We start from the raw sequence: 14,441 nt of genomic DNA on the forward strand, positions 1-14,441 counted from the left end.
CTGCGCTCCAGGCGGGCACCTTGCGCGGCAGGACAGAGGCCACCATCTGTGTGAGCCTCAAGGACTCTTGCCATGCTGGACTTCACCTCAGACATCGTCGATGACGCCCCGTCATCGCGAACGACGACATCTGCCCCTGTCGACGACCGGGCCCTGCTGGATGCCTATTCCAATGCCGTGATCGACGTGACCGACCGCGTCGGTCCCGCGGTCGTGCGCGTCGAGACCGGGCCGAAGGTGCCGAACGGCCGCGAGCGCGGCGGGCTCGGCTCGGGTATCGTGATCTCGCCTGATGGACTCGTGCTCACCAACAGCCATGTGGTCGGCTCCTCCAAGGAGATTCGGCTGCGCGACGTCGAGGGCCACGTCGGCGACGCCCAGGTGCTCGGCGTTGACCCCGACACCGATCTTGCCCTGCTGCGCGCCAATGGCGCGCGCCACTTGCCCTATGCCGCGCTCGGCAACTCCAAGACGTTGCGGCGCGGCCAGCTCGTGATCGCGATCGGCAATCCGCTCGGCTTCGAATCGACCGTGACCGCCGGCGTGGTCTCCGCGCTCGGACGGTCGATCCGCTCGGTCAGCGGGCGCACCATCGAGGACGTGATCCAGACCGATGCCGCGCTCAATCCCGGCAATTCGGGTGGCCCGCTGGTGTCGTCGAATGCCGAGGTGATCGGCATCAACACCGCCATCATCAACGGCGCGCAAGGGATCTGCTTTGCGGTCGCCAGCAACACCGCGCAATTCGTGCTGTCTGAGATCATTCGCCACGGCTACGTCCGCCGCGCCTATATAGGCGTTGCCGGGCAGACGGCACCGGTCCCGCGGCGGCATGCGGTGCTGGCCGGCGTCGAGAACAAGATGGGCGCGCTCTTGATGCAGATCGAGCCGGATGGACCCGCGGCCAAGGCGGGCCTGCTCCCCGGCGACGTCGTGATCAGGCTCGACGGCGTCGAGATCAACGGCGTCGACGATCTGATCCGCGTGCTCGATCGCGACCGGATCGGCCGGCGGCTCGCCATGGACGTATTGCGGCTCGGCCGCCTGCGGGCGATCGACATCGATCCGATCGAACGCAAACCGGCGCGCTGAACCGGGCAGACGGAGATTTCCGTCTAACCGCCTCCACTGCTGTCATGCCCGCGACGGCGGGCATCCAGTACGCCGCGGCTCATCGATTCAACCACAACCGTCTCGGCGTACTGGATCGCCCGGTCGAGCCGGGCGACGACACTGAATGTGTGGCGAGCGCGTCTCCACAATGCCGGTGGTGACAGCGGTTCGTCCTTCGCTACTCCGCAGCGGCCGCAAAGCGGCTGTTCTCGAGCTCTGCTTCCAGCCGCGCCGTCTCGGCCGCCGCCAGCTTGATGTTGGCTTCCTTGACATGGCCGAAGCCGCGGATGGTCTGCGGCACGCGCGCAAGCCGCGCCAGCAGCGGGATCTGTGCCGCTTGCAGCCCGACGATCCGCTGATCGATCATCGCCAGATAATCCGCGATCAGCTTCCGCTCGGTCCGGCGCTCCTCGGTGCGGCCGAACGGATCGAGCAGGCCGCCGCGCAGGAACTTGAGCTTGGCGAGAATGCGGAAGGCTTGGATCATCCAGCCGCCGAACTCCTGCTTCTGCAGATGTCCCGTCACCTTGTCGCGCTTCGCGAAGATCGGCGGGGCAAGGTGGTACTTCAGCGTGAAATCGCCGTCGAACTTCTCTGACACTTTCCTGGCAAAGCTGCCGTCAGTGTAGAGACGGGCGACTTCATATTCGTCCTTGTAGGACATCAGCTTGAACAGGTTCTTTACGACCGCTTCGGTGAGCTCGGTTGACCCCGGCGAAGCCGCGCTCTCCGCCTTGCGCACCTTGGCGACGGCTGCGAGGTAGCGGTCGGCATAGGCCTTGTCCTGATAGAAGGTCAGGAATTCCGCGCGCGTCGCGATGATGTCGTCGAGCGATTTCGCTGGCGCCGACGCACGGGCCTTGAACTGCAGCACGCTGCGCACCCGCGACATGTCATGGGCGGCGAGGCGGCCCCAGGTGAAGGCGAGCTTGTTCATCTCGATCGCGGCGCCGTTGATCTCGATGGCGCGCAGCAGGGCCTCCAGCGACAGCGGGATCGCGCCCTTCTGGAAGGCGAAGCCGAGCATGAAGGGATTGGTCGCGATGCTGTCGCCCATCAGCGCCGAAGCAATGCCGGTGGCGTCGATGATGTCGAGGTTGTTGTCGCCGACGGCGTCGCGCAGCACGGTCTGCATCGTGCCCATCTCGAAATCGAGATCGGGATTTTGCACGAAGCTCGCGGTCGGCTGCAAATCGGCGTTGATATAGGCCTTCGTCACGCCGCGTTCGGCGCGGCTCAGCGCACTTGGACCGGCCGAGACGATCATGTCGCAGCCGAGGATGACGTCGGCGCCGCCCGGGGTTATGCGGACCGCCGAGATGTCCTCCGGCTTCGGCGCGATGCGGACATGGCTCATCACCGCGCCGTTCTTCTGCGACAGGCCGGTGAAGTCCAGCGCCGAGCAGCCGCGGCCGTCGACATGGGCGGCCATGCCGAGCAGCGCGCCGATGGTGATGACGCCGGTGCCGCCGATGCCGGTGACGAGGATGTTGTAGGGACCGTCGAGCTCACGCACGGGCGGCAGCGGCAGGTCGGCGAACAATTGGCCGGAGTCCACCGCGGAGGTTTTCATGCGCTTGAGGCTGCCGCCATGCACGGTGACGAAGCTCGGACAAAAGCCCTCGACGCAGGAAAAGTCCTTGTTGCAGTTCGACTGGTCGATTTGGCGCTTGCGGCCGAACTCGGTCTCCAGCGGCTGCACCGAGACGCAGTTCGAGGCCTGCGAGCAGTCGCCGCAGCCTTCGCAGACGAGTTCGTTGATGAAGGCGCGCTTGGCGGGATCGGGATAGAGCCCGCGCTTGCGACGGCGGCGCTTTTCCGCAGCGCAGGTCTGGTCGTAGATGATCACCGTGAGGCCCTTGATGTCGCGCAGCTCGCGCTGCACGGCGTCGAGCTCGCGGCGATGATGGATCGTGGCGCCCTGCGGGAAGTAGTTGCCTTGCGGGTATTTGCTCGGATCGTCTGAGACGATCGCGAGCCGCTTGACGCCCTCGGCCCAGACCTGATGGGCGATCTGCGCGACGTTGAAGGCGCCTTCGGCCGGCTGGCCGCCGGTCATCGCGACGGCGTCGTTGTAGAGGATCTTGTAGGTGATGTTGATGCCGGCGGCTGAGGCGGCGCGGAGCGCCAGAAGACCGGAGTGTGTGTAGGTGCCGTCGCCGAGGTTCTGAAAAATGTGCTGCTCGCTGGTGAAGGGCGACTGGCCGATCCAGTTCACGCCCTCGGCGCCCATATGCGAGATCAGGTCTGTGCGGCGGGTCGGCATGCTCAGGGCCATGCCGTGGCAGCCGATGCCGGCCATGGCGCGGCTGCCCTCCGGCACGCGCGTCGAGGTGTTGTGCGGGCAGCCCGAGCAGAAGAACGGCGTGCGCGCGAGCTTGATCTGCGCGCTGGTGGTGACGGGATTGTCGAACGCTTCGAGCCGCGCGAGGCGCTGTTCCAGCACCGGGCTGTGATGGCCGAGCTTGCGCAGGCGCGCCACCAGCGCGCCGGCGACAATGGTCGGCGTCAACTCGCCCTCGCTCGGCAACAGCGGTGCGCCGCGCTCGTCGCGCTTGCCCGTGACGGTCGGGCGCCTGGACGCATCGATATTGTAGAGGATGCGCATCAGCTGGTCTTCGATGAAGCCGCGCTTCTCCTCGACCACCAGCACGTCCTGAAGGCCTTCGGCAAAACGCCTGGCGCCGCTTTCCTCGAGCGGCCAGGTCAGCGCGACCTTGTAGATGCGCAAGCCCAGATCCTGCGCGTCCTTGTCCGTAATGCCCAGATCGGCGAGGGCCTGGCGCAGGTCGAGATAGGCCTTGCCGGTCGCGACGATGCCGAGCCGCGCCGGCTTGGAATCGAGCACGATGCGGTCGAGCTGGTTGGCGCGGGCGAAGGCCTGCACGGCGGCCATCTTCGGGCCGAACAGGCGCTTCTCGGCTTCGAGCGGCGGATCGGGCCAGCGGATGTTGAGGCCGCCGGGCGGCATCTCGAAATCGTCGGGCAGCTTGATCTGGATGCGTTCGGGATCGCTGTAGATCGACGCCGAGCTCTCCACGGTCTCGCTGATCGCCTTGAAGCCGACCCAGCAGCCGGAGAAGCGCGACAGCGCGACGCCGTAGAGGCCGAGATCGAGATAGTCCTGCAGCGTCGCGGGATTGATCACGGGAATCATCGCCGCCGCGAACACCTGCTCGCTCTGATGCGCCAGCGTCGAGGACTGACAGCCGTGGTCGTCGCCGGCAAGCGCGAGCACGCCGCCGTTCAGCGAGGTGCCGGCTGCATTGGCATGCTTGAGGGCATCCACCGAGCGGTCGACACCGGGGCCCTTGCCGTACCAGATGCCGAACACGCCATCGACCTTGGCGCCAGGAAACAGGCCGACCTGCTGGCTGCCCCACACCGCGGTTGCCGCGAGATCCTCGTTCAGGCCGGGAACGAAGGCGATGTCATGCTGCTGGAGGTGTGCCTTCGCCCGCCACAACGCATGGTCGTACATGCCGAGCGGGGAACCGCGATAGCCCGAGATGAAGCCGCCGGTGTTGAGCCCCTGGAGCCGGTCGCGTTCGCGCTGCAACATCGGCAGTCGAACCAGAGCCTGGGTGCCGGACAGAAAGATCCGCTTCGATTCGAGCCGGTATTTGTCGTCCAGCTCGACCTGCATCAGCGTCATTTCGGGCGTCCTTGTCTTTCGTTCGGCGTGGAGTTTGCGCTGCGGGAGGGGAGTGCGGCGGCGCGACGCGAATTGTGACAGTCAAGAGTATGTGTGGGTGAAGTCAATATCGCTGGCAGCATCCGTGGCGCTCCTGCTAGTCATGGCTGCCCTGTGGAGAACATCATGGCTGCAAATGCATTCGACACTGAGATCGCCGAGACCGCTGAGGCGCTGATCGGGCCGTGGCGCCAGCCGCGCCAGATGCTGCAAACGCAAACCTACGACGCGCATGCCTCGATCCACGACGACGCGACCGCCCAGAAGCTCGGCTTCAAGGGCGGCACCATCGAAGGGCCGACCCATTTCAGCCAGTTCGCACCGCTCGGCGAACGGCTCTGGGGTCGTGGCTGGTTCGAGACAGGCTGCCTGTCCGCGCATTATCGCAGCGTCTGCTACGAAGGTGAGGAGGTGCAGGCGATCCTGTCGAAGCCATTGCCCGGCACGAGCCAGTGCCAGATTCAGATGGTCAAGCGCGACGGCACCGAGGTGCTGCGCGGTACGGCCTCGGCCGGCGGTGCGCCGGTTGCTACCGCGCTCGAGACGCGCCTTGGCGAGCTCAAGCCGCTTACCGATCCCGTGATCCTGCGCGATGTGAAGGTGGCGCAGACCGGCAAGCGGCAACCGGTACGCATGGCCTTCGATCAGAACATGGGCGACCTCTATCCGTTCTCACTCCGGCAGAAGCTCGCCGTCATCACCGAGAACTCGCCCTACTACTCGAGCGCGGATAGTCCCTGGGGCAGGCCCATCATCCCGATGGAGATGCTGAGCGTGCTGTTCCAGTACCGCTCCAAGGACGATCCGTTGCCGGCCAAGGGCCCGGCTGTCGGCCTGTTCGCCGACCAGGAGATCCGCCTCGTGAAGGGCCCGCTCTTCGTTGGCGAAGAGTACGAAGTCGAGCGCGAGGTGGTCGCGCTCTCCGGCAGTCGCCGCACCGAAAGCGCTTGGGTGAAAACGCGCGTGTTCGACAGGGCGGGCGCAATGGTGGCGACCATGCTGCTGAACATGGCGACGCTGAAGGACTCGTATGCGCCGTATGAGAGCGAGTACCGGCAGCTGTATGGGGCGGGGCGGTAGGGGCAAGGCGTCGCCACACACCTGCGTCGTCATTCCGGGTGACGCGTAGCGTCGAGCCCGGAATCCATTTCACCTCAGGTACTGCGGCCCGATGGATTCCGGGCTCGCGACTGCGTCGCGCCCCGGAATGACGGCTGGTGAAAGTCCCGCCACCGCTTAAGCATTGAGCAAATGCACGCCGTAAAAGCGCCGCGCAGCGAATGAGCACACGCGCACTTAAGCTCGTAACATTTTGACAGGGCAGATAATTTCTCGAAGATCTCCTTCCAATCGCAATTGTACACAATGGCACGGCGCTTGCAGAACTCCTGGCCAAGAGAGTTCTCGCGAGGCCTGCGTCATGTTGAACTCAGCCAAGCCGATAAAGGGCGTCGTCAGCGCCGAGCCCGAGCCGATCACGGTCGACTGGCCCGCCACCGCGCTTCTCATCATCGACATGCAGCGCGACTTCATGGAGCCCGGTGGCTTCGGTGAAACGCTCGGCAACGACGTCAGCCAGCTTGCACGCGCGGTGAAGCCGATCGGCGCGGTGCTGGCGGCGGCGCGCGACACCGGCATGCTGGTCATCCACACCCGCGAGGGGCATCTGCCTGATCTCTCCGACGCCCCGCCGGCGAAGGTCGAGCGCGGCGCGCCGAGCCTTCGCATCGGCGATCCCGGTCCGATGGGGCGCATCCTCATTCGCGGCGAGGCCGGCCACGACATCATTCCCGAGCTCTATCCGCTCGACGGCGAAATCGTGATCGACAAGCCGGGCAAGGGGGCGTTCTACGCGACCGAGCTCGGCGACGTCCTTGGGAAATACGGCATCGAGAATTTGCTGGTGTGCGGCGTCACCACAGAAGTGTGCGTCAACACCACCGTGCGCGAGGCCAATGATCGCGGCTATCGCTGCGTCGTCATCTCCGACGGCTGCGCATCCTACTTCCCCGAGTTTCACGAGATGGGCCTGAAGATGATCAAGGCCCAGGGCGGCATCTTCGGCTGGGTCGCGAGCTCAGCCGCAGTCCTGGAGGCGATGAGGATTTCGACCACATAGGGGTATGACCATGAGCACATTGACGGGGACGGCCGGCAAATCTGAAATCGATACGTCCGGATTCAAGCCGGCGCTATGGACATCGGGCGACTGGAACGCGTTTTTCGGCTTCGGCACCAACATCCTCGTCAACATGCTGGTGCTCACGGGCCTGTTGCGCTTCGTGCTGAAGATGCCTGATAGCCTCGTGTTCGGCCGCATCCTGCCCGCCCTCGGGCTGATGATGTGCCTGTCCACCTTCTATTATGCGTATCTCGCGTACCGGCTCGCGCAGAAGACCGGCCGCAACGACGTCTGCGCGCTGCCCTCCGGCGTCAGCGTGCCGCACATGTTCATCGTCACCTTCGTGATCATGCTGCCGATCACGCTGAAGACCGGCGACCCGCTCAAGGGCTGGTCGGCCGGCCTCGTCTGGGTGTTCTTCCAGAGTTTCATTCTCATGATCGGCGGCTTCATCGCGCCGTTCATCCGCAGGATCACGCCGCGCGCAGCGCTGCTCGGCACGCTTGCCGGTGTCTCCGTCACCTTCATCTCGATGCGGCCGGCGCTGGAGATGTACATGACGCCGCAGATTGGTCTGGTCTGCTTCGCCATCATCCTGGTGAGCTGGTTCGGCGGTGTGAAGTATTGGCGCGGCATTCCCGCCGGTCTCGTCGCCATTGCCGTCGGCATGGTCATCGCCTGGGGCTCGAACCTGTTCGGGCTCGGCCTTGGCGGTCTGAGCATCTCCGGCGTTGGCGCTGCCTTCGCCAATTTCGGCTTCTCGGTGCCGATCCCGGCGATAGGCTATGTCTTCTCCGGCTTCGAGTTCCTCGGCATCATCCTCGTCACCGCCATTCCGTTCGGCATCTACGACCTCGTCGAGGCCATGGACAATGTCGAGAGCGCGGAAGCGGCCGGCGACGACTATCCGACCACGCGTGTGCTGACCGCGGACGGCGTCGTCAGCCTGGTCGGCTGCCTGATGGGTAATCCCTTCATCAACGCCGTCTATATCGGCCACCCCGGCTGGAAGGCGATGGGCGGCCGGATCGGCTACTCCGCAGCGACCGGCATCATGGTGGTCGTGCTGTCCTGGTTCGGCATCATCTCGGTGCTGCTGGCACTCGTGCCCGTCGTCGCGATCTCGCCGATCCTGCTCTATATCGGCATGCTGATCGGTGCGCAGGCGTTCCAGACCACGCCGGTCAAGCACGCGCCCGCCATCGTGCTGGCGCTGACGCCGCATCTGGCCGCCTGGGCCAAGCTCCAGATCGACACCATGCTCGGCTCCACCATGAACGCGGCGGCAACCGTCGGCGGCCTGGCGGCCGACAAGGCCGATGCAGTCAAGGCCGCCGCGATCGCCGCGCTGCCGCAGCAGGGCGTATTCTATCATGGGCTTGAGGTGATGGGCGGCGGCTCCATCCTCGGCGGCCTCATCCTCGGCGCGATCGGTGTCTTCATCATCGAGCGCGACTTCGAGAAGGCGTCGGCCTTTGCGCTGGTCGGGGCGGTGCTGACTTATTTCGGCTTCATGCATGGCGAGGCCGTCGGCATCGGCGGCGGCTTTGGCGTGACGCCCGCGGTCGCGCTGGCCTACGCTGTGATGGCCGCCGGCCTGTTCGCCGCCGCCAAGCTCGGCGCTAGCGAGCCCTACGCCGCGCATCCGGAGATGTCGGCCGCGCCGGCGGAGTAGGCGCGGCTTTCAATTCGGCGGAGCGGCCGGGCAATGGCCCGGCCGCTCCTGTTTCAGGGACGCACCGCCGGCGTCTCCATCGGCAGGCCACGCGCCCGCGACATCAGATAGAGCTCGAGCGCGACCAACTCGGGCGAACCGTAATCATAGGCCTGGGCGCGGACGCCCGTCATGCAGCTCCGCAGCCGCCGCTCAAGCGATCCCAGGGTTTGCCACTCCAGACGGTAGAGTGGATAGCCGGTCGGTTGTCCCTGCGTGATCGGCGCGCCCGCAAGGCGCTTGTCGAAATTGTCGTCATGGCAGTTGGTGCAAGCGAGGTTGAGCTGGCCCTCGCGCTGCATGAAGAGCGCGCGGCCCTGCGCGACAAAGGGTTTGGCTTGCGGATCGTCACCGGCCGTGATCAGGATGCCGCGCGACTGGTGGGCGACAAAAGCGGATAATGCGAGCAGGTCGCGGCTCTCGTAGGGCAGCGGCACCGCCTGCTGATGATCGGCGCGGCAAAGATTGATCCGCTGATCGAGCGTGACGGGACGGCCGAGGGACTTGTCGAAGGCGGGGTAGCGCGCCGCGACGCCCTTCATGCTGCTGCGTGCATCGCCATGACAATCGGTGCAGGCCCTGTTGGCGCTGCCGGTCTTCTTCGCCCAGAGCGCTTCGCCGTCGAGCACGAACAGCATGCCGGGATTGGTGGTGTCGTCGTCCTGCATGGCGCGCGTGTCCGGGCCCATGAAGGTGTAGCCGGAGCGGCGTGCATCGGGTGGGATTTCACCGGCGAGCAGGGCAGGAGCTGCGGTGAACAAGGTTGCCACCGCTATCGCGCGCCAGGAGATCATTCGACCGTGATCGATGCCGACGCGGTTGTCGAATAGCCGTTATCTCCGATCCATTCGAACTCGAATTTGCCGCTGTCCTTCGCGACCGTGAAGAACGACAAGTACGGGTTCGCCGCGATCGCCGGAAACAGATCGGCGCGAAAAATCTCCGTGCCGTTGTAGCGACATGCAAAGCTCGTGATGATGTCGCGCGGCACCAGCTTGCCATCGGCGGTGTGGCGGAAGCCGGTCTCCATGATGTGCGAGGTCAGCGTGCGGATCTCGATGATGTCGCCGCGTTTGGCTTTCGAGGGAACGTTGATGAGGGCGGCCATCAGTTCGTCTCCTCGGTGCAGGCGGCCAACGTCACGACGACGTCCGCGGCAACCTGCCAGAACGTGTCGTCGGAGAGATGCGCGATCGCGACGACCTTCTGGGTATCGGCGAGCCGGATCCGGGTCGAGACCTGGGCTCGGCCGGAGGAGGGGCCGAGATAGAAATTGCCGATGTTCGGCTGCGGGTTCTTTTCGTTGAAGACGTGGATGCTCTTGACGTGGTCATCGGCCGTCATCGGGCTTGCAACGCTCACCGTCATCGGCACCGTGTTGCCGTTCTCGACCAGCGGCGGAATGTCGAGCTTCACCCTGCCGTTGCGAATCTGTGCTTCGCCGACGACGTTGCGGATCGCGGTGTTGAGCATTGCCGGCGTTGCTTCGATCGGCCGCAGCGTGACGATCGGGATGGTCCCGGCGACCGTCACGCCGCCGGCGAGGCTCAGGAATTGTCGTCGCGTGGTTGGCATGACCCTAGTCCCGAAGCGTTGCAAGAAAAGCCACGATGTCCTCGATCTCCGCAGCCGACAATATCGGCTTGCCGGCGAAATTGCGTCCGACGCGGACGAGGCCGTCGGTGCGATAATAGGACGGCATGATGGTCTCCGGGTTGAAACGCGAGGCATCGACCAGTCGAAGCCGCAGCTGGCTCACCGACCACCGGTTCCCGGCGCCGGTGAGATCAGGCCCGAGATCACCCTGGAACCGCGCTTCCGGGAATGGGCCGGAATGGCAGAGAATGCAGGTCGTGGTGCGCGCGAGCACCAGAGCGCGGCCGCGCGCGGCATCGCCGGCGGAGCCTGTGAGCGAGTCCGGAATGCCGTCGTTGACGATTGTGTAGGGCAGGAGCTCTTCGGCTCTCGCGCCGGCGGCAAGTGCAGGGCTTAGCGCGATCACCGCAGCGACAATCGAAGGAATGTGAGACCAGAGATCGAGCCGCGGCCTCCTCTTGCCTCTCCCGCTTGCGGGAGAGGTCGGCGCGCAGCGCCGGGTGAGGGTTCTTTCCTCTGGGGGAGTCTTCGCTGTTGAGACACCCTCTCCGCAACCCTCCCCCGCAGGCGGGGGAGGGGGCGCACTGTGGTCGTGGCGGCAGGCCCGTTCCATCATTGCTCTAGCCAAACGTCTCCGCCGTGATGGCCTGAAACCAGCGCTCGGCTTCAGTCGCCTGGCGCGCGCGCAATTCGCGAGGCGCATCGACCGGGCTGGTCGCGCTGCCCTCGACCTCGGCGAAGATGTCGCCCCTGGGCTGGTAGTTTCCGGCGAGCGAGAAACCGTAGCCGGGCGCGACGGTGCTGTAGCAGACCCCTGTGAGTCGTGGCGCCTCCGGTGTGCGACCCGCGAGCAGGCTGACGATCGCGGCGGCGCAGGCCTTGCCCTGCGCGCTTGCAGCGGAGGCCGATTTTGGGATGCCGCCGCCAAGGCAGGCGTCGCCGATGACGTGGACGTTCGGGACGAGTTTCGACTCGAACGTGACGGGATCGATCGGGCACCAGCCGGTCGCATCCGCAACACCCGCGAGCCCGGCGATGCGGCCGGCGCGTTGCGGTGGGATGACGTTGGCGACATCAGGGGTGTAGTTGCCGAATTCGGTGACGATGGTTCTGGTCGCGGCATCGATTGAGGTGACGCGGCCGCCTTGCGACAGTGCGACGCGTTCGATCATGTCGCCGTAGAGCTCCTTCCATGCCTGTTCGAACAGCCGCTGCAGGGAGAAAGTGTCCTTGGCATCGAGGATCAGAACTTTCGAGCGCGGCTTCTTCGTCTTCAGGTAATGCGCGATCAGGCCTGCGCGCTCGTAAGGCGCGGGCGGGCAACGAGAGGGATTGGCCGGGATTGCGATGGCGACGGTGCCGCCATCCGGCATCGCTTCGAGTTGCTTGCGCAGCAAAAGCGTTTGCGCACCGGCCTTCCAGGCGTGCGGCATCGTCTCCGATGCGGCCTCGTCGTGGCCGGGCAGGGCTTCGGGATGGAAGTCGATGCCGGGCGAGAGCACGAGCCGGTCATAGCCAAATGCGGTGCCATCGCCCGTGGTCACACGACGCTTTTGCGCGTCAATGGCCGTTGCAGCCTGGGCGACGACGGTGATGCCGGCGGCGCCGAGCCTGTTATAGCCGAACTGCTGCGCCTCGATCTCGCGCAGGCCCGCGATCACCTCGTTGCTGAAGGGGCAGGAGATGTAGGTCTTGTTTGGCTCGATCAGGGTGACCTGCAATCTGGCGTCGGCGCGCTTGAGAGCGCGGGCGCAGGCCGCGCCGCCAAAGCCGCCGCCGACCACGACGACGCGGCCCGCCGATTGCGCGCGCAGGATCGAAGGTGCGGCGAGCGATGTGGCCGTGACGGCGATGCCGAGGACGGCATTCCGCCGTGTCACCGGCGCATTCATGAAGCTTGTCCGGAAAATGCTGCGGCGGCCGGCATGGCCGCCGCGAGTCGTTGTTAGAGCATGATCTTTTCCGGAAAACCGCTTCGCACTTTGCGCTAACGCGGCCCTTCGGGTCCGGATCATGCTTTACGCGAACGTGATGTTCTGGTCCCGCAGCGGCACCGAGCGGATGCGCTTGCCGGTCGCGGCGAAGTACGCATTGAGCACGGCCGGCGCTGCGACGCCGATGGTCGGCTCGCCGACACCGCCCCAGAACCCCCCGCTCGGCACCATCACCGATTCCACCTTCGGCATCTCGTTGATGCGCATCGAGTTGTAGGTGTCGAAGTTGGTCTGCTCGATCTTGCCGTCCTTGACGGTGCAGCCGCCATAGAACAGCGCGGAGAGGCCATAGACGAAGGAGCCGGCGATCTGCCGCTCCACCTGCGCCGGATTGACGATGTAGCCGGGATCGGTGGAGGCGACGATGCGATGCACCTTGATCTTGCTGCCGTCGGTCACCGAGATCTCGGCGGCGCCGGCGACATAGCTGCCGTAGCCCATGACCTGCGCGATGCCGCGATAGACACCCTGCGGCGCCGGCGTGTCCCAGCCGATTTTCTCGGCCACGGCATTGAGCACCGCGAGGTGCTTGGGATGATTGCCCATCAGCTTGCGACGAAATTCGAGCGGGTCCTGGCCTGCGGCCTGAGCCAGCTCATCCATGAAGCATTCCATGTAGATCGCATTGTGATTGACGTTGACGCCGCGCCAGAAGCCCGGCGGAACGTGCGGGTTGCGCATCGCATGCTCGATCAACAGGTTCGGCACCGAATAGCCGAACGCGGCGTCTCCGGACCGGGCGACGCCCTGGAACGCGACGGGATCCATGCCGTTCTGCAGCGCCTCGGGGCGAAGCGAGAACAGGATCGACTGGCCGGACAGGCGGTAGTGCAGCGCGACCAGATTGTTGTTGGCGTCGAACGCGCCGGTCATCTTGCACTGGGTGATCGGGTGATACCTGCCCTGTGCCATGTCCTCTTCGCGCGACCACAACAGCTTGATCGGCGTGCCCGGCATCTGCCTGGCGATCATGACCGCCTGGCGCACATAGTCGGTCTGACCGCGCCGGCCGAAGCCGCCGCCTGGCATCACCTTGTGCACGTCGCACTTCTCGGCCGGCAGGCCGGAAGCCTCCAGCACGGCGGCGAAGGCCGCCTCGCCATTCTGCGTGCCGCACCAGACCTCGCATTTGTCCGCCGTGTAGATCGCGGTGGCGTTCATCGGCTCCATGGTGGCGTGGTTCTGGTAGGGATAGCTGTAGACGGCCTCGACCTTTTTCGCGGCGCCGGCGATCGCCGCCTTCGCATCACCGTTCTTGTTGCCGACATAGGCCGGCTGCGCGTCGTCGAGTCCCTCGGCCAGCCACTTCGCAATCGACGCACTGGAGACCTTGGCATTGTCGCCCTCGTCCCAGACGATCGGCAGCGCCTCCAGTGCGGTCTTGGCGTGCCACCATGTGTCGGCAACGACGGCGACCGCGGTATCGCCGACCTTGACCACCTTCTTGACGCCTTTCATGCCGGCGATCTTGGTTTCGTCGAAGCTCTTCAGCTTGCCGCCGAACACGGGGCAGTCCTTGATCGCGGCGTTCAGCATGCCCGGCAGCTTGACGTCGACGCCGTAGATCATGGCGCCGGTGGTCTTGTCGACGGTGTCGAGCCGCTTCACACCCTTGCCGATCAGCTTCCAGTCCTTCGGATCCTTCAGCTTGACGTCCGCTGGCGGCGTCAGCTTCGCCGCAGCCTCGGCGACCTTGCCGTAGGTCGTGGTCCGGCCCGAACGTGTATGGGTGATGACGCTGTTCGCGGCCGTGCACTCGGAGGCCGGCACTTTCCACGCATCGGCGGCCGCCTGGATCAGCATCACGCGCGCGGTGGCGCCACCCTTGCGGACATAGTCCTGCGAAGAACGGATGCCGCGGCTGCCGCCGGTCGAGAAATCGCCCCAGACGCGCTTGCGCGCGACGCTCTGGCCCGGGGTCGGATATTCGGTCGTGACCTTGGTCCAGTCGCATTCGAGCTCCTCGGCGACGAGCTGGGCGAGACCGGTGAGCGAGCCCTGGCCCATCTCGGAGCGGGCGATGCGGATCACCACGGTGTCGTCGGGCCTGACCACGACCCAGGCGCCGATCTCGGGCGAGCCGTCGGCGGCGCGCACCACGGCGGGGCCGAAGGGAAGGTCGAGGCCGATGGCGAGGCCGGCGCCGACCGCGGCCGTGCCGATGACGAAGGCGCGGCGATTGAGCCGCGGCGAGACATGCTTGTTCAT

Annotated in this window: 11 protein-coding genes; 4 read left to right on the plus strand and 7 right to left on the minus strand. The window is 65.6% G+C overall.

Annotated elements, in window-relative coordinates:
* Nucleotides 1-72 precede the first annotated feature (72 nt).
* Nucleotides 73-1,092 carry a S1C family serine protease gene (locus tag EDE08_RS02250; RefSeq protein ID WP_131866743.1) on the plus strand — a complete coding sequence of 340 codons (1,020 nt, stop codon included), beginning with the start codon at nt 73-75 and terminating at the stop codon, nt 1,090-1,092.
* A gap of 199 nt (nt 1,093-1,291) precedes the next feature.
* Here EDE08_RS02250 and EDE08_RS02255 read toward each other — a convergent pair whose 3' ends face one another.
* Nucleotides 1,292-4,768: an indolepyruvate ferredoxin oxidoreductase family protein gene (locus EDE08_RS02255; RefSeq protein ID WP_131866745.1), complete on the minus strand. Its 3,477-nt coding sequence runs from the start codon at nt 4,766-4,768 to the stop codon at nt 1,292-1,294.
* Between the two features lie 165 nt (nt 4,769-4,933).
* On the opposite strand from EDE08_RS02255, the gene EDE08_RS02260 reads away from it, so the two are divergent.
* From EDE08_RS02260 to EDE08_RS02270, 3 genes are all read left to right on the plus strand, one after another.
* Nucleotides 4,934-5,887, plus strand: a complete 954-nt coding sequence (locus tag EDE08_RS02260) for a hypothetical protein (protein ID WP_165935688.1) — start codon at nt 4,934-4,936, stop codon at nt 5,885-5,887.
* Nucleotides 5,888-6,227: 340 nt separating this feature from the next.
* Entirely contained in the window at nt 6,228-6,926 is a 699-nt protein-coding gene (locus EDE08_RS02265) for a cysteine hydrolase family protein (protein ID WP_131866747.1), read from the plus strand.
* 10 nt (nt 6,927-6,936) lie between these two features.
* Complete coding sequence (locus EDE08_RS02270; protein ID WP_131866749.1) at nt 6,937-8,604, plus strand: regulator; 1,668 nt, start codon at nt 6,937-6,939, stop codon at nt 8,602-8,604.
* A 53-nt stretch (nt 8,605-8,657) separates the two neighbouring features.
* Here the strand turns inward: EDE08_RS02270 and soxA are convergent, their stop codons facing one another.
* The 6 genes from soxA to EDE08_RS02300 all read right to left on the minus strand — a co-directional run bounded on the left by soxA (nt 8,658) and on the right by EDE08_RS02300 (nt 14,441).
* Nucleotides 8,658-9,437 (minus strand): sulfur oxidation c-type cytochrome SoxA, encoded by a 780-nt coding sequence (soxA, locus tag EDE08_RS02275; protein WP_131866751.1) that lies wholly within the window; start codon nt 9,435-9,437, stop codon nt 8,658-8,660.
* Nucleotides 9,434-9,751, minus strand: coding sequence for a thiosulfate oxidation carrier complex protein SoxZ (gene soxZ, locus EDE08_RS02280; RefSeq protein WP_061878297.1), 318 nt, complete (start codon nt 9,749-9,751; stop codon nt 9,434-9,436). Before soxZ ends, soxA begins: the two co-directional genes overlap by 4 nt.
* Nucleotides 9,751-10,218 carry a SoxY-related AACIE arm protein gene (locus tag EDE08_RS02285; RefSeq protein WP_131866753.1) on the minus strand — a complete coding sequence of 156 codons (468 nt, stop codon included), beginning with the start codon at nt 10,216-10,218 and terminating at the stop codon, nt 9,751-9,753. The genes soxZ and EDE08_RS02285 overlap by 1 nt, the downstream gene beginning before the upstream one ends.
* Nucleotides 10,219-10,222: 4 nt before the next feature.
* On the minus strand, nt 10,223-10,645 hold the full coding sequence (gene soxX / locus EDE08_RS02290; RefSeq protein WP_245524675.1) for a sulfur oxidation c-type cytochrome SoxX: 423 nt from the start codon (nt 10,643-10,645) through the stop codon (nt 10,223-10,225).
* Nucleotides 10,646-10,859: 214 nt separating this feature from the next.
* On the minus strand, nt 10,860-12,131 hold the full coding sequence (locus EDE08_RS02295) for an NAD(P)/FAD-dependent oxidoreductase (protein ID WP_131866755.1): 1,272 nt from the start codon (nt 12,129-12,131) through the stop codon (nt 10,860-10,862).
* 126 nt (nt 12,132-12,257) lie between these two features.
* Nucleotides 12,258-14,441 carry a xanthine dehydrogenase family protein molybdopterin-binding subunit gene (locus EDE08_RS02300; protein ID WP_131866757.1) on the minus strand — a complete coding sequence of 728 codons (2,184 nt, stop codon included), beginning with the start codon at nt 14,439-14,441 and terminating at the stop codon, nt 12,258-12,260.

It is taken from the genome of Bradyrhizobium sp. R2.2-H (assembly GCF_004346455.1).
Taxonomy (GTDB): domain Bacteria; phylum Pseudomonadota; class Alphaproteobacteria; order Rhizobiales; family Xanthobacteraceae; genus Bradyrhizobium; species Bradyrhizobium diversitatis.